22 protein-coding genes are annotated in these 21,865 nt (G+C 65.6%); 12 read left to right on the top strand and 10 right to left on the bottom strand.

What is annotated here, in order from left to right; translation table 11 throughout:
* Positions 1 to 2 precede the first annotated feature (2 nt).
* Positions 3 to 1,145: an acetyl-CoA acetyltransferase gene (locus G6N31_RS05075; RefSeq protein WP_098003408.1), complete on the bottom strand. Its 1,143-nt coding sequence runs from the start codon at positions 1,143 to 1,145 to the stop codon at positions 3 to 5.
* An 88-nt stretch (positions 1,146 to 1,233) separates the two neighbouring features.
* Here G6N31_RS05075 and G6N31_RS05080 point away from each other — a divergent pair, with 88 nt between their 5' ends.
* The 5 genes from G6N31_RS05080 (at position 1,234) to G6N31_RS05100 (ending at position 5,996) form a co-directional block, all read left to right on the top strand.
* Positions 1,234 to 2,010, top strand: coding sequence for an HpcH/HpaI aldolase family protein (locus G6N31_RS05080; protein ID WP_098003407.1), 777 nt, complete (start codon positions 1,234 to 1,236; stop codon positions 2,008 to 2,010).
* Positions 2,011 to 2,069: 59 nt separating this feature from the next.
* A complete protein-coding gene (locus G6N31_RS05085; RefSeq protein WP_163722040.1) occupies positions 2,070 to 3,185 on the top strand; it encodes a TauD/TfdA family dioxygenase in 1,116 nt (371 codons plus the stop codon).
* Positions 3,185 to 4,276 (top strand): hydroxyacid dehydrogenase, encoded by a 1,092-nt coding sequence (locus G6N31_RS05090; protein ID WP_098002545.1) that lies wholly within the window; start codon positions 3,185 to 3,187, stop codon positions 4,274 to 4,276. Before G6N31_RS05085 ends, G6N31_RS05090 begins: the two co-directional genes overlap by 1 nt.
* A 19-nt stretch (positions 4,277 to 4,295) precedes the next feature.
* Positions 4,296 to 5,117, top strand: coding sequence for an enoyl-CoA hydratase/isomerase family protein (locus tag G6N31_RS05095; protein ID WP_098002546.1), 822 nt, complete (start codon positions 4,296 to 4,298; stop codon positions 5,115 to 5,117).
* A gap of 114 nt (positions 5,118 to 5,231) precedes the next feature.
* On the top strand, positions 5,232 to 5,996 hold the full coding sequence (locus tag G6N31_RS05100; RefSeq protein WP_098002547.1) for a TetR/AcrR family transcriptional regulator: 765 nt from the start codon (positions 5,232 to 5,234) through the stop codon (positions 5,994 to 5,996).
* On the opposite strand, the gene G6N31_RS05105 is transcribed toward G6N31_RS05100, so the two are convergent.
* The gene (locus tag G6N31_RS05105) at positions 5,985 to 7,145 is read right to left on the bottom strand and encodes an acyl-CoA dehydrogenase family protein (RefSeq protein WP_098002679.1); all 1,161 of its coding nucleotides are present in this window, start codon (positions 7,143 to 7,145) and stop codon (positions 5,985 to 5,987) included. The two genes, G6N31_RS05100 and G6N31_RS05105, sit on opposite strands and share 12 nt — an antisense overlap.
* Before the next feature lie 112 nt (positions 7,146 to 7,257).
* Between G6N31_RS05105 and G6N31_RS05110 the strand changes: the two genes are divergently transcribed.
* Complete coding sequence (locus tag G6N31_RS05110; RefSeq protein ID WP_098002548.1) at positions 7,258 to 8,280, top strand: acyl-CoA dehydrogenase family protein; 1,023 nt, start codon at positions 7,258 to 7,260, stop codon at positions 8,278 to 8,280.
* Here the strand turns inward: G6N31_RS05110 and G6N31_RS05115 are convergent.
* Complete coding sequence (locus tag G6N31_RS05115; RefSeq protein ID WP_098002549.1) at positions 8,259 to 8,672, bottom strand: PaaI family thioesterase; 414 nt, start codon at positions 8,670 to 8,672, stop codon at positions 8,259 to 8,261. The two genes, G6N31_RS05110 and G6N31_RS05115, sit on opposite strands and share 22 nt — an antisense overlap.
* A gap of 44 nt (positions 8,673 to 8,716) precedes the next feature.
* Positions 8,717 to 9,625: an enoyl-CoA hydratase gene (locus G6N31_RS05120; RefSeq protein WP_098002550.1), complete on the bottom strand. Its 909-nt coding sequence runs from the start codon at positions 9,623 to 9,625 to the stop codon at positions 8,717 to 8,719.
* Between the two features lie 90 nt (positions 9,626 to 9,715).
* Between G6N31_RS05120 and G6N31_RS05125 the strand changes: the two genes are divergently transcribed.
* From G6N31_RS05125 to G6N31_RS05135, 3 genes are read left to right on the top strand one after another with little or no spacing between them, the layout of a single operon-like run.
* The gene (locus tag G6N31_RS05125; RefSeq protein ID WP_098002551.1) at positions 9,716 to 10,909 is read left to right on the top strand and encodes an amidohydrolase family protein; all 1,194 of its coding nucleotides are present in this window, start codon (positions 9,716 to 9,718) and stop codon (positions 10,907 to 10,909) included.
* A 13-nt stretch (positions 10,910 to 10,922) separates the two neighbouring features.
* Positions 10,923 to 12,008, top strand: a complete 1,086-nt coding sequence (locus tag G6N31_RS05130) for an NAD(P)H-dependent amine dehydrogenase family protein (RefSeq protein WP_098002680.1) — start codon at positions 10,923 to 10,925, stop codon at positions 12,006 to 12,008.
* A complete protein-coding gene (locus G6N31_RS05135) occupies positions 12,005 to 12,661 on the top strand; it encodes a nitroreductase family protein (protein ID WP_234815225.1) in 657 nt (218 codons plus the stop codon). The genes G6N31_RS05130 and G6N31_RS05135 overlap by 4 nt, the downstream gene beginning before the upstream one ends.
* 185 nt (positions 12,662 to 12,846) lie before the next feature.
* Here G6N31_RS05135 and G6N31_RS05140 read toward each other — a convergent pair whose 3' ends face one another.
* The gene (locus G6N31_RS05140) at positions 12,847 to 14,034 is read right to left on the bottom strand and encodes an amidohydrolase family protein (RefSeq protein WP_098002552.1); all 1,188 of its coding nucleotides are present in this window, start codon (positions 14,032 to 14,034) and stop codon (positions 12,847 to 12,849) included.
* Positions 14,035 to 14,275: 241 nt separating this feature from the next.
* Here G6N31_RS05140 and G6N31_RS05145 point away from each other — a divergent pair, with 241 nt between their 5' ends.
* Complete coding sequence (locus G6N31_RS05145) at positions 14,276 to 15,835, top strand: AMP-binding protein (RefSeq protein ID WP_098002553.1); 1,560 nt, start codon at positions 14,276 to 14,278, stop codon at positions 15,833 to 15,835.
* Positions 15,836 to 15,840: 5 nt separating this feature from the next.
* On the opposite strand, the gene G6N31_RS05150 is transcribed toward G6N31_RS05145, so the two are convergent.
* Together G6N31_RS05150 and G6N31_RS05155 are read right to left on the bottom strand one after the other, a co-directional pair.
* Positions 15,841 to 16,638, bottom strand: coding sequence for a thioesterase family protein (locus G6N31_RS05150; RefSeq protein ID WP_098002554.1), 798 nt, complete (start codon positions 16,636 to 16,638; stop codon positions 15,841 to 15,843).
* Positions 16,635 to 17,513: a RecB family exonuclease gene (locus G6N31_RS05155; RefSeq protein WP_098002555.1), complete on the bottom strand. Its 879-nt coding sequence runs from the start codon at positions 17,511 to 17,513 to the stop codon at positions 16,635 to 16,637. Before G6N31_RS05155 ends, G6N31_RS05150 begins: the two co-directional genes overlap by 4 nt.
* Before the next feature lie 75 nt (positions 17,514 to 17,588).
* Between G6N31_RS05155 and G6N31_RS05160 the strand changes: the two genes are divergently transcribed.
* Positions 17,589 to 18,419, top strand: coding sequence for a tRNA (adenine-N1)-methyltransferase (locus tag G6N31_RS05160; protein ID WP_098002556.1), 831 nt, complete (start codon positions 17,589 to 17,591; stop codon positions 18,417 to 18,419).
* Between the two features lie 11 nt (positions 18,420 to 18,430).
* Here G6N31_RS05160 and G6N31_RS05165 read toward each other — a convergent pair whose 3' ends face one another.
* The 3 genes from G6N31_RS05165 to G6N31_RS05175 are packed head-to-tail and all read right to left on the bottom strand — an operon-like array spanning position 18,431 to position 19,809.
* On the bottom strand, positions 18,431 to 18,727 hold the full coding sequence (locus tag G6N31_RS05165) for a DUF503 domain-containing protein (RefSeq protein ID WP_098002557.1): 297 nt from the start codon (positions 18,725 to 18,727) through the stop codon (positions 18,431 to 18,433).
* A gap of 1 nt (position 18,728) precedes the next feature.
* A complete protein-coding gene (gene lppK / locus G6N31_RS05170) occupies positions 18,729 to 19,286 on the bottom strand; it encodes a lipoprotein LppK (protein WP_098002682.1) in 558 nt (185 codons plus the stop codon).
* A 28-nt stretch (positions 19,287 to 19,314) separates the two neighbouring features.
* A complete protein-coding gene (locus tag G6N31_RS05175) occupies positions 19,315 to 19,809 on the bottom strand; it encodes an MTB12 family secreted protein (RefSeq protein WP_098002558.1) in 495 nt (164 codons plus the stop codon).
* 146 nt (positions 19,810 to 19,955) lie between these two features.
* Between G6N31_RS05175 and arc the strand changes: the two genes are divergently transcribed.
* Positions 19,956 to 21,827 (top strand): proteasome ATPase, encoded by a 1,872-nt coding sequence (arc, locus tag G6N31_RS05180; protein ID WP_098002559.1) that lies wholly within the window; start codon positions 19,956 to 19,958, stop codon positions 21,825 to 21,827.
* The last annotated feature ends 38 nt before the right edge of the window (positions 21,828 to 21,865 follow it).

A 21,865-nucleotide genomic window follows, 5' to 3' on the forward strand; every position in this document is an offset into this window, starting at 1 on the left:
CGCTACCTTCCCAAGATCATCGTGGCGCTGTGACTGAAGAAGCCGCCCATCGCGTGCACGCAGGCCAATTCAGCGCCATCGACCTGTCTGGCGCCCGATTCGCCCCGCAACTGCCGCACCGCTTCGACCAGAAGAAACATGCCGCGCATACCCGGGTGGCATGAGGCCAGCCCGCCGCCGTCGGTGTTCGTGGGCAGAGCGCCGCCCGGCCGCAATGCCCCCGACTGAATGAACTTTCCACCCTCGCCCTTGGCGCAGAAGCCGAGGTCTTCCAGTGTCAGCAACACGGTGGCGGTGAAGGAGTCGTAGAGCTGACACACGTCGATGTCGGCAGGGCGGACGCCGGCCTGGGCAAACGCACGCGGTCCCGAGATGGACGCGGCGGAGGTGGTGAAGTCGCCCCATTCGCTCATGCTGACGTGGGACGTGGCATCGGCGGCTCCGAGAACCCACACCGGGTCTTTCGCGCAGTTTCGCGCGACACGCTCACTGGCGAGGACGATGGCACCACCACCGTCGGTCCGAAGACACACATGTTTGGCCGTGAAGGGATCGGCGAGCATTGGCGCGGCCGCGACATCGGCCACAGTGATGCGGTCACGGTCGAACGCGATGTCGTTCATGGCAGACCATTCATGTGCGGCGACCGCCACCTCGGCGAGCTGCTCGACAGTGGTGCCGTATTCGATCATGTGCCGCCGGGCTGCCATCGCGTACTTGGCGATCAGTGTCGCTCCGTAGGGTGCCTCGAACTGCATCGCTCCACCCGTGCTCATCGCGGCCGCCGATGCCCGCTGGCGGCGCTTGACCTCCGAGCGTGCAGTCGACCCGTAGGTCAACAGAACCACCTCGGCTTGTCCCGCGGCGATCGCGTCGGCCGCGTGCCGCGCCATCACCTCCCACGATGAGCCGCCGACGTTGGTGGCGTCCACCCAGGTAGGTCTCAGGCCCAGATACTCGCTGACCTCGATCGGTGGGAGAAGGGAGCCGTGTCCGCCGAACCCGTCGATATCGTCCTTGGACAGCCCGGCGTCGGTGACCGCGCGCTGAGCGGCCTGGGCCATCAGGCCCATGGCCGTTTTGTCGGGCACGCGGCCGCACTCCGACAGACCGGCCCCCACGATCGCTACGCGGTTCGATGGCATACCCCATGTTAATCACATCGGTAACGACGTTTACGACAGAGTGGAATGAGCGTTCTCATTCGGCTACCGTGGGTGGGTGCCAGGTTCAATGCGGGACGCGCTTCGCGGCGACGCGCTGGTGCTGTGCCTGGCGCTGATGAACTCGCGTACACCCGACGTACCCGCCATCGCCGCTGCGGCCGGATACGATGCGATCTACGTCGACCTCGAGCACACCTCCACCTCGCTGGAGACGGCGGCGATGTTGTGCGCCGGCGCGATCGGGTCCGGCATCTCGGCGCTGATCCGGGTGCCGTCGCACGATCGCAGTCTAATCGCCCGCGCTCTGGACTGCGGTGCGTCTGGAGTCATTGTGCCCCATGTCAATTCAGCAGATGAGGCGCAGAGTATCGTCGATGCTGCCCGCTTCCCGCCAGTCGGGCACCGTTCCATTTCGGGCCCCAACGCTCTCAGCGGATTCGGCGCCCGCACTGCTGTCGAACTGACCGAGATCCTCGAGAGACGCACGGTCGTCGCTGTCATGGTCGAGACCCCGGAAGCGGTGCGCGACATCGAGGCCATCGCGGCCGTCGCAGGCGTCGACATGGTACTCGTCGGAGTCAGCGATCTGACCGCCGAGATGGGAATCCACGGACACTATGAGAATGAGCGTTTCCGCGATGCAGTAGACTCTGTGGCAGCGGCATGTCGTGCTCACGGCGTCGCGCTCGGCGTGGCAGGGATCAAGTCCCTGGACCTGCTGAAATGGCTCGTCGGCCTCGGTCTGCGGTTCATCTCGGCGGGGACCGATGTCGGAATGATGACGGAAGCGGCCACGGAAAGAGCGTTAACGCTTCGGAGACTCGACGGCTCCGCGACGACATGACCAGACCTGCTGACCGAGATTTCTGACCGAAACGAAGTTCCGCCGACACAGGAGGACGGATGCCCACCGCGATCTACACCGAACACGTGACCGACGCGATGTCATGGACCGGAGCTGATTTCACCAGCAAGGAGGATTTCGCCTTCGATCTGTCTTCGCGCAACGTTGCAGCGCTGGAGTCGATCCTGGCCAAGACGGCGAAGAAGGATCGCGACGACATCACGCTTGACGACGTGCACCATCCGGATCTGGACGACGATCTGGCTCGGCTCTACCAGGACCTGATGTTCGGCAAAGGGTTGGCGTGTGTGCGCGGTTTCCCGGTCGAGCAGCATTCAATCGAAGACCTGGAGCGCATCTACTGGGCGTTCTGCTGGCACCTCGGCTACCCGGTGTCGAACAACTCGTTCGGACATCGCCTGGTACGGGTGCAAGAGGAGATCCTGCCCAACGGTGTGCAGCCCGCACGCGGTACCAAGTCCCGTGCTGAACTCGCGATGCACAACGATGCCGCCGACATCTTGTCGCTGCTGTGCGTCTACCCGGCCTTCGAGGGTGGCGAGAGCCAGTTCGCCAGCGGACCCGCTGCCCACAACCGGATTCTGGCCGAGCGGCCCGACTTGCTCGAAGTTCTCTATCAGGGGTTCCCGCACCACCGCCGCAGCGAACAACCCGACGATCAGCCGGATGTCACTCCCTACGACGTGCCGGTGTTCTCGCAGATCGACGGACGCATCTGCATCAACTTCACCTACAGCAGCATCCTGCCGGCCATGAAGACCCTCGGTCGCGAATTCACTCCGATCCAGGAAGAGGCGATCGAGCTGCTGCGCACCATCCTGGTCGAGCAGCAGGTCGAGTTCCGGCTGGAATCCGGTGAGGCGGCCGTGGCCAACAACTTTGCGATGTGCCACTCCCGGTCAGATTTCGTCAGCAGCAATGATCCGAAGAAGGCACGTTGCTTCCTGCGCGCGTGGATGGAAGTGCCCCGCGAAGACCGCCGGTTACCGTTGGGCCGGGAGTACTTCCACATGGAGAACAAGGATCTACGGCTCGGCTATGACGTCGTCCCCGGCCGGGACGGCGCCATCGCGCGCAACGACTACAAAAACGTCGATGCAGAGCTCGCCGACATGTTCAAGGCCGCCCAGGCGAAACCCAAGCCGAAAAGCTGATGAGCACGCGCCAGCGCCCGCGGTTGGTCTACGAGCGGTGGACCGACCCTGTGGCCGGAGACATCCTCGAGCTCTCCGACATCGAGGTCGTGAAGCTGGACCTGAGTATGCCCGAGGAACGGGGCTGGGCCGCACTGGAGTCCGCGCACGGCTACCAGGTGGCCACTCGCACCGACGTCGCGGGAATCGAAGCCGGAGCGCAGTGGCTGGCCGGGCCGGAGTTGATCAAGCGCTGCGAGAATCTCCTCGCGGTGTGCTCCGCGGGAGCGGGCTACGACGTGATCGACGTCGAGGCGTGCACCCGTGCCGGAATTGCGGTGTGCAACAACTCGGGCCCCGGCGCCGAGGCCGTCGCCGAGCATGCGCTGGGCTTCATGCTCGACCTGGCGAAGAAGATCACCGTCGCCGACCGGGCACTGCGCAGCGGTCCGCTCGGCGACCGCCTGCGACTGCAGGGCAGCCAGCTCTTCGGCAAGACTCTCGGCGTTGTCGGGCTCGGCGCCATCGGCGGCCGTTTGGTCGAGCTGTGTGCTCCGTTCGGCATGGAGGTGCTGGTCTTCGACCCGTATCTCGACGACGTGTCTGCAGACGCCCGCGGGGTCCGCCGCGTCACGCTGACCGAGCTTGTCGAGCGTTCCGACTTCGTGCAGGTGACCTGCCCGCTGACCGCCGAGACGCAAGGACTCATCGGGGCAGAGCAGTTCGCCGCGATGAAGTCGACTGCGTTCTTCATCACGACAGCTCGCGGACCGGTTCACGACGAGGACGCGCTACTTCAGGCCCTGGAGACCGGCTCGATCGCAGGTGCCGGCCTGGATGTCTTTCACGAGGAGCCACCTCGGCAGGACAACCCCTTGCTTCGACTCGAGAACGTCGTGGCGACGCCACACACCGCGGGTATCACCGTGGAGGCCGCGCGGGACATCGCCGTCGCGACGGCGAACCAATGGCAGACCCTGTTTGCGGGTTTTCGTCCCCCGCGGCTCTTGAACCCGGACGTGTGGCCGCGCTACTGCGACAGATTCCAAGACATTCTGGGTGTTCGTCCGACGACATCCAGCCACGAGGACTTGACAGAGGTGCACACATGAGTGGTAGGGGCGAAGTGTAGTGGACTACGAAACCATCGAGTTCGAGGTTCGCGGACACACTGCGTGCGTGACCCTCAACAGGCCCGAGGTGCTGAATGCGATCAACGACGAGATGATCGCCGAGCTCGCCGAGGTGTATGCCGAAATCGAACGCTCCCAAGCGATCTGGACCATCATAATTACCGGAGCGGGCCGCGCGCTGTGCGTGGGCGCGGACGTCAACAAAGCCGCCGACCACGACATGGAGAACGTGCCCGGCATCGACAATCAGGGCGAACCGATACTGAGTTCTCTGCGGCAGTGGGACGCGCCGCAGGAGGCCACCCCGCCGTGGCTGCAGATGACCAAACCGATCATCTGCGCGGTCAACGGAATCGCCTGCGGCGCTGGTATGGATCTGGTCACCACCGCCGACATCACCGTGGCTTCGGAACGCGCCTCGTTGATGGACCCGCATGTCAGCATCGGCGTCACCTCGGGCCGCGAGGCAGTCAGGCTGGCCAGGATCCTGCCACTGCCTGTGGCGATGCGCCTGGTGCTGATGGGCAAGCACGAGCGACTCGACGCTCAGCGTGCATACGACCTCGGGGTCTTCACCGAAGTCGTCGCCCACGAGTCGCTGATGGACCGCGCGTGGGAGATAGCCGAGGTGATCAACTCGAACGCCCCGCTCGCGGTGCGCGGTTCGCGAATGGCCGTTCGCAAGGGCCTCACGCTTCCCATCTACGAAGCCGAACTACTCGCCGAGAACTACCGCATGAAGGTGGCGCTCACCAAGGATGCGCTCGAGGGTCCGCGGGCTTTTCTGGAGAAGCGTGCGCCGGACTGGCGGGCGCTCTAGCTTCTCGCCCGGCTCTGCACGACGCGGAAAGCGGTAATCGCCGAAACGGCAATCAACATGCGCGTGTAGGTAGATCGCGCGTTCTCGCCAGTAGAGAGTATTCTTATCCGCACTATGACTGCGAAGAAGAATCCGGCCGACGATCTGGAGATCGTCGATGCTGAATTGGAGATGCCCACGTCCTGGCAGGAACGGACGATCGAACGCCGCTTGAGTTCGGCCAGGGCGCGCGCGCTGGCTCGCAGCTCACGATTCCTGGCCACTGCCCTCGAACTCGTCGAGGAGTCGGGCCGCGCCGATTTCACCATCCAGACCCTCATCGACAGGTCGAACCTCAGCCTGCGAGCGTTCTATCAGCACTTCGCCGGGAAGGACGAACTGCTGCTCGCCCTTTACGAGAATGTGACGAGCCAGTTCACCGAGAACATCCGCCAAGAGGTGGCCGCGGCCGACGGGCCCATGGAGCAACTCGAGGCATTCTGCCGAGGGGTGTTGTCCCGGGCGGAATCGTCTGAAGCTGTCGGCGGTCGCGTCATGACGATCTACAACCTGAGCCTGGAGATCGAGCGACCTGACGACTTCGCCAAAGTGTGGGAACCCCACCTTCGGCTGATGACAAAGATTCTCACCGCGTGCGCTCGCGACGGCCTGGTTCGCGATGACCTCACCCCGGCCCAGTTGACCACCCTGCTCAACACCACGCTGACCGCGCTGGCCCAGATCGGTGTGTTCCACCTCGGTGGTAAGAGCACGAAGCTCACCGAAGACCAGTTGTGGGCGTGGTGCAAGCAGGCGGTGAGTCCCCCGGCAACCGCGTCGGCGTCAAAGGCAACTGCTCGCCGGACAACTGCCAGGCGATCCAAGAAGTTAACGGGGTAGGCCCAGGCCGCGTTGCGCGATGATGGTGCGCTGCACCTCGCTGGTGCCGGCATAAATCGTGGTGCCCAGAGAAAACCGCAGCGTGTGGTCGAACCTGCCGCGTTCGGGCGCTGTCGGCTCGAGGTAGCTGCGCAGCCCGTCCGGGCCCACCATCTCGACGATGTCCTGACTGGCGCGTTCGAGCGCTTCAGTGCTGAAGACCTTGGACATGGGTCCTTCGGCGACCGGTACCTCGCCCTGTTCGACCATCCAGACACACCGGCGTTGCAGCAGCGTGGACACCTCGGTTTCCATCGCGGCGCGGGCAAGCCGTCGGCGCACATCGCGGTCGGCGATCGGTGGCTTTCCGTTCGGTGTCGCGGCCGTCGCCGCCCAGTGCTCAGCATGCTCGAGCAACCGTGCCAGATGCGGTCCCCACCCCGAGGCGTGTTCGTCCTGCAGTGACAGGGCGAGCACCTGCCAGCCGCCGTCCACCTCACCGATACGCCATTGGTCATCGACCCGGACATCGCTGAAGAATGTGATGTTCGTCCGTTCGCCCGACAAGGTCCACACGGCCTGCGCCTCGAATCCCTCCGCCGTCGTGGGCACCAGGAACATGGTCAGTCCCTTGTGCTTTGGCTTGTCGGGATCGGTGCGGGCCAGAAGGAAGATGTAGTCGGCGATGTGGCCGTTGGTGGTGAACATCTTCGAGCCGTTGATCACCCAGCTGTCCCCGTGGCGGACAGCTCTGGTCGCGGCGGCGGCGACGTCGGATCCGCACTCGGGTTCGGTGAATCCGAGCGCGATCGTGATTTCGCCGTTCATGGCTGCCGCGAGAATGCGGTCCTTCATCTCGGGCGTGCCGACCTGCTGGATGATGGATGCGACCATCCGGGTGGTCTCCGAAAGATAGACCGGCGCGTCGAACCGCATCGTGAGCTCTTTGAGCACCTGCTCATCCCAAGCGTTGCGGTTCTGACCGCCGAATTCCGGGGGCCAGCTCGGCGCGAAGTAACCGTTGTCGACCAGTCCGACGACGAAGTCGTGGTCGTGGGAGACACCGCTGCGGTAGACCCGCTCCTCGAACTCCGGGGTCAGCACACGCTCGAGGTGCGCGCGCACCTCGTCGCGGAAGGTCGCTGTCTCAGGATCGAGCTGAAAGTGCATGCGGTTACCCATCTTAGTCAGGCGCGTGCGCACCGCTCGCAGAACGTGTGCGTGAATAATGCTAATCTCAGTACTGAGAATAATCATATCCGCACGTGACGGGACGGATGTCGTGGAGCTGACCCTCTCCGGCGAGCAGAAGCAGCTCGTCGATTCCTTCGCAGCTTTGTATGCGCGTGAGTCGTCCATGGATCGGGTGCGTGCCGCTGAGCCTCTGGGATTCGATCCCAAGCTCTGGCGGGCGCTGTGTGACACCGGGGTGCTCGAGATGGCGGTCGGTGAACAGTCCGGGGGATGGGGTTCGTCCGTGGTCGAGCTGGCGCTCATCGCCGATCAGTTCGGCCGCGCCGTGGCGTCGGCTCCGGTGATCGAAGCCCAGGTTGCCGCGCGACTGCTGTCCTTGGTCGGCGCCCCGGCAGAGGGACTGCTTGCCGCGGCGCTGAACGCTGAGAAGCTCGTCGTCTTCGCCCCGCGGTCCTATCATGATCGGACGCTGCAGATGGTCCCGGCAGGTGCTGTCGCCGACGTCGTGGTCGCTTGTGTCGGAGGAAGGTTGCTCGCAGTTGGGGTTGACGGCGACAGTGTGCGGCAGGTGGAGAACCTCGGCGCCCTGCCGCTGGCGGACCTCCCGGCTGGCCAGGACGCTGTGGTGTTGGCTGAGGGACCCGTTGCCGAGCGCCTTTATTCGGGTGCCGTCGACGTCTGGCTGACTCTCACCGCGGCGGCGCTGGCCGGGGCGGCGGCCAGGGCCGTTGACATCGGCGCCGAATACGCCAAGCAGCGAACGGCATTCGGTACTCCGATCGGCGCATTCCAGGCGGTTTCACATCCGCTGGCCGATAGCGCGACCGCGTCGGACGGGGCGCGTCTGCTGACGCTGGAGGCGGCGTGTTCCTTCGACGACGAGCCCACACGAACCACCGAACTGGCGGCCATGGCGTTTGCGTTCGCCTATGAGACGGCGCGCGACGCCACCCGCCGTAGTCTGCACGTGCACGGCGGATACGGATTCGGTATGGAGGGCGACATCCAGCTGTACTACCGCCGAGCCCGCGCGTGGGCTCTGGTGTACGGGGACGCCAACACCGCGCTGGACAGGGTGGCCGACGCCCGCTACGGCGTCGCTGCGAGCTGATCGCCGCGCGGGGTCAACACCGCGAAGCTCAACGTCGCGCGCGCGGCGATTCGGTGCCCGCCGACGTCGAACACATCCACTCCGACAACGACGGTTCGCCTGCCCCTCCGGACGAGGTGGGCCACCGCGCGAGCGGGGCCGCTCATCACGGGGGCCAGGAAATGAATCGTCATGTCTGCGGTACTTACTCCGGCGACCGAATCGGCCACTGCGAAGGCGAGTCTGCCGGCCGCCACATCGATGAGGGTAGCGAGAAGTCCGCCCTGTAGCGCCCCGCGTACGTTCCTGATGTCCGGACGGTTGTGCAGGTCGACGATCACGGTCTCCTCGGTCTCGAGAACGTCGTAGAACGGCAGTTCGGCGAAGAGGTGGCCGGGCATGGTCACCGGCATGGGTCGCGGCTGGGGAAGATCCGGCGGCGCCTCACCTGTGTGCGTCACGGCGCAGACCGAACTTGATCCTTGACGGCGAGGACGACCGGTGGGGCCTCCCGCCAATCGGGCACGCCGTTTTCCGGTCCAGCGGTAGCGCGCTTGTCTTCGCGCACCTGGGCCCAGTGGGAATGGTTGAGTTGATGAAGTGTGAAGCATGACTGCAGCGAGTTGTAGAAGCCCATGTTGTCCACCGTCTGGTTGACCGACTCTTTGATCAGAAGTGCGGCCATGGTGGGAACTTCGGAGATGCGCCGGGCCATGTCGAGGGTCCGTTCGGCCAGCTCGTCGCGGGTGAACACCTTGCTGACCATGCCGAGCCGGTGCGCCTCGTGGATGTCGATGGCATCACCGGTGAGCATCAACTCTTTGGCCTTGCGCGGCCCGAACTCCCACGGGTGACCGAAGTACTCCATGCCGCACATGCCCAACCGCGTGCCGACCACATCGGCGAAGCGCACGTCGTCGCTGCCGACGATGAGGTCGCAGGCCCACATCAGCATCAGGCCGGCAGAGAACACGTCGCCGTGTACCTGCGCGATCGTGATCTTGCGCAGGTTTCGCCACCGCAGCGTGTTCTGAAAGAAGTAGTGCCACTCCTGCAGCATGCATTTCTCCGCGCCCTCTCGGCTTCCGCCGTTGATCGACGCGCTCGGATGTTGGTCGGGCCCGGGCAGGTATTCGCTGATCGCCTGCTTGGAGCCGATGTCGTGGCCGGAGGAGAACATCTTGCCTTCACCGGCCAGGATCACCACGCGGACGTTGTCGTCGGCCTCGGCGGCGCCGAACGCTTCGTCGAGTTCGACGAGCATCCCGCGGTTCTGCGCGTTGCGCTGGTCCGGCCGATTGAGCGAGATCCGCACGATGCGGCCGTCGTCGAAACTCTGCCACTTGAGGAATCTGTAGTCGCTCATCGTTGCCGCTCCCTTGACGTATTGGTGCAATAGTGTTCTCGTTTTGGGAGAATACATATTCTCAATCGCTTCAGTGAAGGGTGCTCCACCGTGAACGTTCCTGTCCGCGAGATCTGGGATGCCGACAATCATCTCTACGAGCCCCCGGATGCCTACACCCGGCACCTGCCGAAGAACTACCAGAATGCGGTCAAATGGATACAGGTCGACGGTCAGACGAAGCTCATGATCAAGGGCAGGTTGACCGACACCATCCCCAATCCCACCTACGAGGTGGTCGCATCTCCCGGCGCGTGGGCGGACTACTTCCGCGGTGTCAATCCCGACGGCAAGTCGTTGCGGGAACTGGCCAACCCGATCGCCTGCCCGGATTCGTTCCGAAGGGCGCAGGAACGGCTCGAGCTGCTCGATGAGCAGCGTATTCAGGCCTGCGTCATGTTTCCCACCACGGGCGGCATGCTCGAGGAGCGAATGACCGACGATATCGAGCTCGCACACGCCGTGGTGCACGCGTACAACGAATGGCTCCACGAAGAATGGAGTTTCGACTACCAGGGGCGGATCTTCGCGACGCCGGTGATCACACTTCCCGACGTGGACCGGGCGGTCGCCGAACTCGACTGGTGTGTCGAGCGCGGCGCGCGGGCCGTGCTCGTCAACCCGCGGCCGGTGGCCACGGTGTCCGGGCACACCACGTCGATGGGGCAGCGCTACTTCGATCCCTTCTGGGCGAGGGTGCAGCATCACGGTGTCCCGGTTCTCATGCATGCCTGTGACTCGGGCTACGACCGGTACAGCAGGGATTGGGAAGGTGGCGGGGGCGAATACCTGCCGTTCAAGCCCAACGCTTTCAGGACGATCGTCTACGAGGATGCACGGTCGATCCTGGATACGTGTGCGGCCCTGGTGGCCCACGGGGTCTTCAGCAGACATCCGGGGGTGCGGATCGGCGTGGTGGAGAACGGGGGCAACTGGGTTCCTCGGCTGCTGGAGCTCTTCGACCGGGTGTACCGCAAGATGCCGGCCGAGTTCGCCGAACACCCGGTGGCGCAGTTCAAGCGGCACGTGTGGGTCAACCCCTTCCACGAAGAGGACATGTCCGGGCTGATCGACCTCATCGGGGCAGACCGCGTGATGTTCGGGTCGGATTATCCGCATCCCGAAGGTCTCGCCGAGCCGGCCGAACTGACACCCGAGATTGCAGCGCTCAGCGATCCGGTGATCGATCGCGTCATGGGAGCGAACCTGCGTGAGCTGCTCACGGTGGTCCCCGGTGGCCGGTGAGCGTAACCCCCGGGTGATCCTCTGGGGGCCTGGACAGGTCGGCGTCGGGGCGCTTCGCGCGATCATCGCCCACCCGGGTCTCGACCTGGTCGGCGTCGTCGTTCATTCGGAGGCCAAAGACGGCAGGGATGCCGGCGATCTGTGCGGCATGCCGGAGACCGGAGTGGTCGCTACTCGCGACATTGCTGCCGCGCTCGCCCTTGACGCGGACGTGGTGGCGTTCTTCGCGTCGGGTGACTATCGCTACCGCGAAGCGGCACAAGATGTCGCGCGTTGTCTGCGGGCGGGCAAGAACGTCGTCTGTACGTCTCTGGTGCCGCTGTGCTACCCGCCGGCCGCAGACCGGGAAACGGTGGAGCTGCTCGAGCAGGCCTGCCAGGACGGGGGCACCAGCCTGTTCAACAGCGGAGTCGACCCAGGCTGGGCCAATGACGTCATCCCCCTGGTGATGTCCGGTTTCAGCAGCTGGGTGGATACGGTGACCACCCAGGAAATTCTCGACTACGGCGGGATCAACCAGCCCGAGATCATGTTCGACTTCATGGGTTTCGGTCACCCCCCGGACTTTCCGGCACCACTACTGGATCAGGCGCGACTTGCGCACCTGTGGGCGCCCGTCGTCCACATCGTGGCCGACGGGCTCGGGCTCCCCTTGGATCGGGTCGACACCGAGATCGAACCGTGGATCGCCACAGAACGGTACGAGGTCGCCTCGGGGTGGGTCGAGGAAGGAACGATGGGCGCGATGCGGTTTCGTCTCGCAGGCATGGTCAACGGTGAGGAACGGGTGATCCTCGAACATTTCACCCGGATGGGCGAGACATCGGCGCCGGACTGGCCCCGGCACCCGTCGCCGCACGGCGGATACCGGGTGATTGTCGAGGGAATGCCGACCTACACCGTCGACATCGAGATGCATGGTCGCGGAAGCAACCTTCGCGGTCTGACGTATGCGACGGTGATGCGGGAGATCAATGCGATCCCCGCAGTCATCGCCGCCCCGCCCGGTCTGTTGTCGACATTGGACCTTCCGGTCATCACCGGCCCGATGCGAGGCGGGCATTGGCAGGGCGTTCTTCCGCGACGGGCACAAGCATGAACAACGATGCAGTGCCCAAGGTCTCGGATGACCTCTGGACCGTGATGAGCACTGCGACGGCGGTGCGACGGTATCGGGACGAACACGTTTCCGACGAGGTGCTCGAACGGTGTCTGCTGGCGGCTTCTTGGGCACCGTCGGGTGGCAATGGGCAGCCGTGGCGTTTCGTCGTGCTCGAGTCTGCCGAGGTTCGAGCGCTGATCACCTCTGCTGCGCACCGGACATGGGAAGTGATGAAGGAGTTCTATCGGCTCCCCGAGATCGTCGACGGTGCCGACGATCCGAAATCACGCACGCTGCGGACAATGTCCGCGCACATGGAAGTTGGCGGCGCAGCACCGCGGTTGGTGCTCTTCTGTGTCCAGCCACAACGGGGCACCACGGAACTGCAGCAGGCCGGCTCGATCTTCCCTGCCGTGCAGAACTTTCTGCTTGCCGCACGTGCCCAGGGCCTGGGCGCGGCCATCACGCTGTGGCAGGACGCGTGTGCGCCGGAGTTGCGCGACATGGTCGGCATCCCCGACGACTGGAAGATCGCGACGCTGTTGACCGTGGGCTGGCCGAAGGGCGGGCATCACCGGGTTCGCCGCAAGCCGTTGTCAGATGCGGCAGCAGTGGATCGGTGGGGCCGACCGTGGCGAACGAACGAATGAGTATCCACGCATCTCGATGTACCAGGTCCGGGTCATGACGCACAGGGGGGTCGGCGTCGACTCCGAACCCACCTGCGAAAGTACCCGGCGTTGGTCGCTTCAGGAGTCACGGACTTCAGGATGCCGCTCAGACTTCCCGAGCGACACGACGAGGCGGCGCTGAGCGGTATTCGTGCGCCGGAGCGCTACACCAGTCCGAAGAAGGTCTTCGCGTTGGTGGACAACACTTTCCGCTTGGTCTCTTCGTCGAGCCCTTCAGTTGCCTTGTTGGCGACCTCGGTGCTGTGCGGCCAGTTGGTGTCGTTGTGTGGGTAGTCCGTCTCGAACATCAGTTGGTCCGGACCGACCAGGTCGAGAATCCGGAATGCGACCGGATCGCCGAAGGTGGAAAACCAGATGCGACCGGGGACCTGGGTACTCGGCGGCTCGGTCAACAACGGATGAATACCTCCCCAGGCCCGGCGGTCCTCCCACACCTCGTCGACCCGCTGAAGGTAGTAGGGAATCCAGCCTGCCTGCGCCTCGGCGAACGCGAGCTTCAGTTTGGGAAACTGCTTGAGTTTGGCGGAGAACAACCAGTCCACCAGGGCGATGGTGCAATTGACCGCCATCAGTGCGCTCGTCACGACGTGTGGTGCGTCGGGGGAGGACTTGGTCAGCGATGAACTCGATCCGATGTGCAGCATGATGCCCACGTTGTTTCGCTCACAGGCTGCGAAGAACGGGTCCCAGTACCCGCTGTGGATGGATGGTAGATCCAGGCGGGCGGGCAGTTCGGAGAAGCACACGGCAGGCATGCCTTTGGCGGCGACGCGCTCGACCTCTTTGGCGGCGAGTTCCACATCCCACAGTGGAATGATGCCGAGCGGGATCAGCCGGCCATTGGAGTCACCACCCCATTCGTCGATCTGGAAGTCGTTGTAGGCCTGAATGCAGAGCAAAGCAAGGTCTTTGTCTTTGGCGTGCAGAAAGCGCTGGCCGCAGAAGCGGACCAGGGTGTTCGGGAAGCATGCCGAGGCTTCGATGCCGGCGATGTCCATGTCCGCGAGACGATCCTTCGGGCGGAAGCAGCCCGGCCGCATCTCGTCGTAGGTGATCGGGTCCGTGGTGAGCTCGTCGATCTCGTATCCGGCGGCAGCGCTGATGAGGGGGATGGGGATGATCGAATCCTCGTAGTGCCAGATGTCGGCGTCGCGCCCGTCTTCGTCGTCGATGAAAGCCACGTCAGAAGTGACCGTCGGATCCATCCGTCCCCGGTGCCGGACGATGCGCGGTCCGATGTCCCGATACCGCTCGGGCAGCCTGCTCGTCCACAGATCCGCGGGTTCAACGAGATGGTCGTCCGGGGAGACGATCAGGATGTCGGTGCTCAAAACTGCACTCCTTTGAGGACGGCGGGCGTCAATCGTTGATGCGTTCCATTCCCGTGAACGAGAATAGTCATTTCCAGACTAACGCATCGAGGTGGCGTATGACGAGATGGACTGCAGTGTGCAGCCGGCGTCCGGAAACAACAGACGCCGCCCGGCGACCGTCGTCGTACCCCCGTCGTCGAACGATGCTTTTCCCATGCGAGAACATTTGTTCTCGCATGTGGTAGGTAATCTTCCCATCATGGTCAATCCGTCATCGGGGACGGCCCGGCTGGGGGCGCGGCGTGCTGACTCCACCAGTCGAGCAGCGGTGAAACCCGCGGTGATCCTTCATCCGTCGGGTCAAGCGGTGGGCTTCCGGGAACTCGATTCGGCTGCCAATCGGCTGGCCAGGTACCTGCGCCGTCGTGGCGTCGAGGCTGGAGCCACCGTTGCGATCCTCATGGAGAACAACCGCCACATTCATGCGGCGGCCTGGGCGGCGCGCCGCAGCGGGCTGTACTACACGTTGCTCAATACGCACCTCACCGCAGGAGAAGTCGCCTACATCATCGACGACTGCGGTGCGGCCGCGGTGCTGGCCTCCGGGGGCCAACGCAGCGTGTGTGAGCAGTTGAAAGCCCTGCTGCCGCGAGGATTGCCGGAGGTCGCGCTACTCGCCGACGACGAACTCGAAGGCTGGCGGCGATACCCGGACTGCGTCGCCAACGAGACAGGCGCGCCGCTGGACGAGCCTGGCGTAGGGCAACTGTTGCAGTACTCGGCCGGCAGCACCGGGCGCCCGAAAGGTATTCGGCGTCCGCTGCCGGCTGCGGGCGCGGCCCCGTCGTCGTTGTCCACCCCGGTGTTCCGCGAATTGGGCATCGGACCCGACTCGGTGTATCTCAGTCCAGCGCCCACCTATCACACCGCACCGGCAATGTGGACGATGGCGGCTCAGGAAGTCGGAGCCACCACGGTGGTCATGGAGCGGTTCGACGCCGAAGAGGCCCTGAGATGCATCGATGCGTATGGGGTGACACATGCCCAATTCGTACCGACGATGTTCGTCCGCATGTTGCGGTTACCCGATGCCGTGAAGCGCACGTACGACCTCTCGTCGCTGAAGCGGGTCATCCACGCCGCCGCGCCGTGCCCGGTGGAAATCAAGCGGCAGATGATCGACTGGTGGGGCCCGATCATCGACGAGTACTACGGTTCATCGGAGGGCGCGGGCATCTCTTTCATCCGGGCCGAAGACTGGCTTCGGCGTCCCGGGTCTGTGGGCAAGCCGATCCTCGGAGTGCCCCACATCCTGGACGACGACGGCCGCGAGATTGCCGCGGGCGAAGTCGGCGACGTGTTCTTCGAGGGCGGTTACGACTTCGACTACCTCAACGACCCGGAAAAGACCGCTGCCGCTCGCTCGCCACAGGGTTGGGTCACGGTCGGCGACGTCGGTTACCTGGACCACGACGGGTACCTGTTTCTCACCGACCGCCGGCACAACATGATCCTGTCCGGTGGTGTCAACATCTACCCGCAGGAGGCCGAGCACGTGCTCGTCGGCCACCCTGCGGTCGTCGACGCAGCGGTGTTCGGCGTACCGGACCACGATCTCGGACAGTCAGTGATGGCCGTTGTCGAACTGGTCGACTTCTCCGCTGCCTCCGATGGCTTGGCCCAGGAGCTCTTGGCCTGGGTCGGTGCGCGGCTGTCGCACCAGAAGTGCCCGCGTGCCATCGCTTTCGAGAAACATCTGCCGCGCACCGACGCGGGAAAGTTGTACAAGCGGACTCTTGTCGAACGGTACGGCGGCTGAGCCGATCACGGCAACCGTTGCACCAGCAGGGTCTGCGCACAGGTGCCCACGAAACCGTCGCGGTCGAAGATCTCGGCGCTGGTCACCCCGATGCCGTCCGGACCGATCGAGCCCAGCGCCCGCACTCCGAAATCCTGCCCGGCGGGCAGGCGGTGCAGGTGCACCACGGTGTCGGTGTTCATGAACACGAACCGCTGCGGGTCCAGCGCGGCCCCGATGCCGTTGGCCGAGTCCACCACCATCGCCAGGCGCTGCAGGGCAGTCGTCGACTCCGAATCAACAAGGGGCACAAGTGGACTCATCCACACCTCGGCAGCTGCCCCGTCCGGTGTGTCCTGTTTGCGCCAGCTCACCGCCTCCAGGTAGCCCGGGGCGCCGCTCCACGCGTGGGTCAACCCGGTCTCAGGCCCCTCGACCAGTGGGGCGTAGCGCGCGCAGGTCACGTCGGTGGTATCGCTGGGCGCGAGCAGCCAGGCGGTCACCCGCGCGACCGCCCGGTGAGAGCCGTCGGGCCGCTCGGCGAGCATCTCGGCGACCAGCAGCGAGATCCGGGACCCGGGCCGCTCCACCCGTGTTCGCACCCGCACCGGCGCAACGGGTATCGCGCCGAGGATGTCGAGCGTCAGGCGTCCGATCCGCAGGCCCGTCCCGTCGGCTCGCTCTTCGATGGCCTTGGTCAGCAGCGCCAGCGGGGGCGATCCGTGCTGAATCTGCGGATCCCAGTTGCTGCGCGTCCCGTCGGTGGAGAGAAACAGGTCATCGTCACCGTCGCGGCCCGCCCGGCGGTACAGGCAGTCGATCACGCGGCCGGCTCGGTCACCTGGAGGACCGCGTCGGGGTCGCCGTCATCGAGGACCTCCGGCCAGCCGGGGTACGGCGGGGGAGTGCCGCCGAATGCGGGGCACATCGCGCGGTGGGCACACCAGTCGCACAGCCGGGACTGACTGGGCCGGAAGTCGCCGGTGGCGCCGGCCGATTGGATGGCCTGCCAGATCGCCATAAGGGTCTTCTCGAACCGGAGAAGCTCCTCCCGGGCCGGCGTGTAGTCGAGCACCTGACCGTCGGCCAGATACAGCAACCGCAACCGCGCGGGCAGCACGCCGCGGGACCGCAGCAGCGCCACGGCGTAGAACTTCATCTGGAACATCGCCTTGAACTCGGCCAGCGCCCGCGCCTCGGGTGGGGCCTTGCCGGTCTTGTAGTCGACGACCCGCAGTTCGCCCGTCGGGGCCACGTCGATGCGGTCGACGAACCCGCGCAGCAGGGTGCCGTCGGCCAGCTCGACCTCGACGCGCTGCTCGCAGCTGTCCGGGTCGAAGCGGGTGGGGTCCTCCAGCCGGTAGTAGCCGGCGAGCAGGGCGCGGGCCTGTTCGAGGAGTTCGTCGCGCAGCGCGGGATCGACGTCGGTGGCCAGCGACGGCTGCTCGGCCACCACTTTCTCCCACGCCGGGGCCACCAGTGACAGCGCGGTTTCCGGTCGCCGCTGCGGCGCGGGCAGTAGGTAAAGCTGCTCGAGGGCGGCGTGTACCACCGACCCGCGGATCTGCGCGGTCGAGGACGGCTCGGGCAGCCGGTCGATCGCCCGGAATCGGTAGAGCAGCGGGCACTGCTTGAAGTCGCTGGCCCGGGACGGAGACAGCGCGGGCCGGCGCGCCGGACGTCCCGTCTGTTCATTCATGGAGCTCACCCTAGGACGGGAATCCGACAGCCCCGGATACCCGGCACGGCGCGTCCGGTGGCAGGCTGTTCTGCTGTGCGCAGAACAGGTCCGTTCGCCGTCGGTGACCGTGTCCAGCTCACCGACGCCAAGGGCAGGCGCTACACGATGATCCTCAAGCCCGGCGGCGAGTTCCACACCCACCGCGGCATCATCGCGCTCGACGAGGTGGTCGGGCTGCCCGAAGGCAGCGTGATCCGATCCACGAACGGTGATCAGTTCCTGGTGCTGCGACCCCTGCTGGTCGATTACGTGATGTCGATGCCCCGCGGCGCACAGGTCGTCTACCCCAAGGACGCCGCGCAGATCGTGCACGAGGGAGACATCTTTCCCGGCGCCCGGGTGCTCGAGGCCGGCGCGGGATCGGGCGCGCTGACGTGCTCGCTGCTGCGGGCAGTCGGTCCGGAAGGCACGGTCACCTCCTACGAGGTGCGCGAGGACCACGCCGAGCACGCGGTGCGCAACGTCGAGACGTTCTTCGGTGAGCGGCCGCCGAACTGGGAACTGGTGATCGGCGACCTCGCCGACTACTCCGGCGGCGAGGTCGACCGCGTGGTGCTCGACATGCTCGCGCCCTGGGAGGTGCTCGAGGCGGTCGGTGCTGCGCTGGTCGCCGGCGGGGTCCTGATGGTCTACGTCGCGACGGTCACCCAGCTCTCCCGGACCGTGGAGGCGCTGCGTGAACAGCAGTGCTGGACCGAGCCGAGGGCGTGGGAGAGTATGCAGCGGGGCTGGCACGTCGTCGGTCTGGCGGTGCGGCCGGAGCACTCGATGCGCGGTCACACGGCCTTTCTGATCAGCGCGCGCAAGCTCGCTCCCGGCGCCGTGGCCCCGGTGCCGCTGCGTCGTAAGCGAACGACAGCCTGATCGGCGCTCGGCTACTCGTCGGTGCTGCGCAGGAGGCCGCGGCGGGCCGACAGCAACTCGAACTCCGGCCGGGCCGCGACGAGCCGCTCCACCGCGTCGAGAATCGTCACGACGTGCGCGCGGTCGCCCGCGACCACGGCGACGCCGACTCCGGCCCGGCGGTGCAGGTCCTGCGCCGCTGTTTCGGCGGCCGAGACGGGAAACCGGCGGGCCAACTCGGAGATCAGTGGCCGCAGCGCCGAGCGCTTCTGTTTCAGGGAGTGCACATCGCCGAGCAGCAGGTCGAATTCCAGCCAGCCGATCCACATGTCAACGCGGCGGCGGGGCGGGGGTGGGTTCCGGCGCGGATTGCAGCTGCAGGAGTTGGTCGGCCGAGCGCTGCGTCAGCTGCCACGAGTCACCGGTCCGAAGGAACTCCATCGGATAGGTGAACGTGCCGTTGCCGGGGTTGGCCGTGGTGACGATGACGGTGGCGACCACATGGCCGGGCTCGGCGGGCGACCATGCCATATCGCGGGCTTCGAAAATCAGCGGCAGCGCCCGGTTGTCGCGTAACGCGGCGGTGAAGCGGTCCAGCGCCTCGGCTTCGGCGGCCGCGGCGGTCTCGATCAGCGGGAGCTTCTCTGCGCCGGGGACCGCGGGATCGGTCAGCCGGTACATGACGTCGGTCAGCACGTCGGCGGGCGGAAGCGGGGGGCCGCCCGGTGCGGGCGGAGACGGCACGGGTAGACCCACCGACGGGGCCGGGGAGGTCTCCACCGACGGTGACGCCACCGGGTTCGCTGAATCGTCGCGCGACGTGCAGGCGCTCACGCCGAGCGCCGCCACCAGGGTGGCGGCGCTCAGGAGTGAAGCCGTGCGACGCATGCGCGTCATCGTCGAACCGGGGAGAGGGTCAGCCCACCGAGGTCATCAGCGCCATGGCGGACTGCTTGGACAGCTGCCACCCGGTCGGGCTCGGACCCGCGATGAACGTCAGCGGCTGGCTGGCCACCTCGCCGGTCGGCGCGGTCGCCGTCACCAGCGCGGTGGCCACCGGGCCGTTCTGGTCGATGTTGGACAGCGCGAAGCTCAGCGGGAAGTAGCCCTTGGCTGCGGCATTCCGGTAGCCGCGATCGGCCAGACGCGCCTCGACGACGCCCAGGCCGCCCTGCACGTAGCTCGACTTGGCGCCGGTGAACGTGCCCGGTCCCTGCAGACCCGACAGCGTGGCCACCAGTGGGCCCTGCAGATCAGGGGCCGGCGCGGCCGGAAGCGGAGCCACGACGGCCGGGCTCGCCACAGCGATGCCGGGCGCGGATGCAATCGAGGTCACACCCGCAACGGCACCCAGCACGAATGCGGTTGCCACCCCAGCGGTCAAGCTGGTAACGAGGGGTTTCAGGGTCACGGCTGTCCTTCCGTTCGGCCGACTGATCTTCAGAGGTTAACAGCGGTGCGGGTGTGTCGAATTCCTAGACCGCACACAATGACTGAATCGCCGGTAGCGTTGAAGTTGTTACCGCGCCAACATCCGGTGTGGGAAGGGAGCGCAACATGAGTGAATCCGAGCGTTCTGAGGCCTCTGACGTCTTCGGGACAAGCCCCGAGAATGACCTGTCCGCAGACCTGTCCGCCGGCTTGTCCAGCGACGATGCGGCAGAACTGGAGCAGCTGCGTCGCGAGGCGGCCATTCTGCGCGAGCAGTTGGAGAACACCGTAGGCGGCCTGGGAGCCGGCCGCAGTGCGCGGGACGTGCATCAGCTCGAGGCGCGCATCGATTCGCTCGCGGCCCGCAACGCGAAATTGATGGACACGCTCAAGGAAGCACGTCAGCAGCTGCTGGCCCTTCGCGAGGAAGTCGATCGGCTCGGTCAGCCTCCCAGCGGCTACGGAGTGCTGCTGGCGGTGCAGGACGACGACACCGTCGACGTGTTCACCTCCGGCCGCAAGATGCGGTTGACCTGCTCACCCAACATCGACACCTCATCGCTCAAACAGGGCCAGACGGTGCGCCTGAACGAGGCGCTGACCGTGGTCGAGGCCGGCACGTTCGAGGCGGTCGGCGAGATCAGCACGCTGCGCGAGATCCTGTCCGACGGCCACCGCGCGCTGGTGGTCGGGCACGCCGACGAGGAGCGCATCGTCTGGTTGGCCGAACCGTTGGTGGCCGCGGAGGACCTGCCCGACGACGCGTACGCCGACGACGACGATCTGACCGACGACCGCCCGCGCCGACTGCGTCCCGGCGACTCGCTTCTGGTCGACACCAAGGCCGGGTACGCGTTCGAGCGGATTCCGAAGGCCGAGGTCGAGGACCTGGTGCTGGAGGAAGTGCCCGATGTGGCCTACAACGACATCGGCGGCCTGACCCGTCAGATCGAGCAGATCCGTGACGCGGTCGAGCTGCCGTTCCTGCACAAGGAGCTCTACCGCGAGTACTCGCTGCGTCCGCCCAAGGGCGTGCTGCTCTACGGTCCGCCCGGCTGCGGCAAAACGCTGATCGCCAAGGCGGTGGCCAATTCGCTGGCCAAGAAGATGGCCGAGGTCCGCGGCGACGACGCGCGCGAGGCGAAGAGCTACTTCCTCAACATCAAGGGCCCTGAGCTGCTGAACAAGTTCGTCGGTGAGACCGAGCGCCACATCCGGCTGATCTTCCAGCGGGCTCGCGAGAAAGCGTCCGAGGGCACTCCGGTGATCGTGTTCTTCGACGAGATGGACTCGATCTTCCGGACCCGCGGCACCGGCGTCAGCTCCGATGTGGAGACCACCGTCGTGCCGCAGCTGCTCAGTGAGATCGACGGCGTCGAGGGGCTGGAGAACGTCATCGTCATTGGTGCGTCCAACCGCGAGGACATGATCGACCCGGCGATCCTGCGGCCCGGCCGTCTGGACGTCAAGATCAAGATCGAGCGGCCGGACGCCGAGGCGGCACTGGACATCTTCAGCAAGTACCTGACCGAAGAACTGCCGGTGCATGCCGATGACCTCGCCGAGTTCGGCGGTGACCGACCGGCGTGCATCAAGGGCATGATCGAGAAAGTCGTCGAGCGGATGTACGCCGAGATCGACGACAACCGCTTCCTCGAGGTGACCTACGCCAACGGTGACAAAGAGGTCATGTACTTCAAGGACTTCAACTCCGGAGCGATGATCCAGAACGTCGTCGACCGGGCGAAGAAGTACGCGATCAAGTCGGTGCTGGAGACGGGCCAGCCGGGTCTGCGCATCCAGCATCTCCTCGACTCCATCGTCGACGAGTTCGCCGAGAACGAGGACCTGCCCAACACGACCAACCCCGACGACTGGGCCCGCATCTCGGGCAAGAAGGGTGAGCGGATCGTCTACATCCGCACGCTGGTCACCGGGAAGTCGTCGAGCGCCAGCAGGGCTATCGACACCGAGTCCAACCTGGGTCAGTACCTGTAGCGCTATCCCGTCCGGCAGGGCGGTGGCGGTGGCATCAT

Source organism: Mycolicibacterium duvalii, from assembly GCF_010726645.1.
GTDB lineage: Bacteria > Actinomycetota > Actinomycetes > Mycobacteriales > Mycobacteriaceae > Mycobacterium > Mycobacterium duvalii.

Bases quoted from the DNA above. Each gene is read 5' to 3' on its own strand.
- G6N31_RS05165 (WP_098002557.1), bottom strand. From the start codon at position 18,727: ATGTGGATCGGCTGGCTGGAATTCGACCTGCTGCTCGGCGATGTGCAC.
- G6N31_RS05090 (WP_098002545.1), top strand. From the start codon at position 3,185: ATGAGCACGCGCCAGCGCCCGCGGTTGGTCTACGAGCGGTGGACCGAC.
- G6N31_RS05120 (WP_098002550.1), bottom strand. From the start codon at position 9,625: ATGAGCGACTACAGATTCCTCAAGTGGCAGAGTTTCGACGACGGCCGC.
- G6N31_RS05105 (WP_098002679.1), bottom strand. From the start codon at position 7,145: ATGCACTTTCAGCTCGATCCTGAGACAGCGACCTTCCGCGACGAGGTG.
- G6N31_RS05100 (WP_098002547.1), top strand. From the start codon at position 5,232: ATGACTGCGAAGAAGAATCCGGCCGACGATCTGGAGATCGTCGATGCT.
- G6N31_RS05135 (WP_234815225.1), top strand. From the start codon at position 12,005: ATGAACAACGATGCAGTGCCCAAGGTCTCGGATGACCTCTGGACCGTG.
- arc (WP_098002559.1), top strand. From the start codon at position 19,956: ATGAGTGAATCCGAGCGTTCTGAGGCCTCTGACGTCTTCGGGACAAGC.
- lppK (WP_098002682.1), bottom strand. From the start codon at position 19,286: ATGCGTCGCACGGCTTCACTCCTGAGCGCCGCCACCCTGGTGGCGGCG.
- G6N31_RS05155 (WP_098002555.1), bottom strand. From the start codon at position 17,513: ATGAATGAACAGACGGGACGTCCGGCGCGCCGGCCCGCGCTGTCTCCG.
- G6N31_RS05145 (WP_098002553.1), top strand. From the start codon at position 14,276: ATGGTCAATCCGTCATCGGGGACGGCCCGGCTGGGGGCGCGGCGTGCT.
- G6N31_RS05075 (WP_098003408.1), bottom strand. From the start codon at position 1,145: ATGCCATCGAACCGCGTAGCGATCGTGGGGGCCGGTCTGTCGGAGTGC.
- G6N31_RS05085 (WP_163722040.1), top strand. From the start codon at position 2,070: ATGCCCACCGCGATCTACACCGAACACGTGACCGACGCGATGTCATGG.
- G6N31_RS05080 (WP_098003407.1), top strand. From the start codon at position 1,234: ATGCGGGACGCGCTTCGCGGCGACGCGCTGGTGCTGTGCCTGGCGCTG.
- G6N31_RS05115 (WP_098002549.1), bottom strand. From the start codon at position 8,672: ATGCCGGTGACCATGCCCGGCCACCTCTTCGCCGAACTGCCGTTCTAC.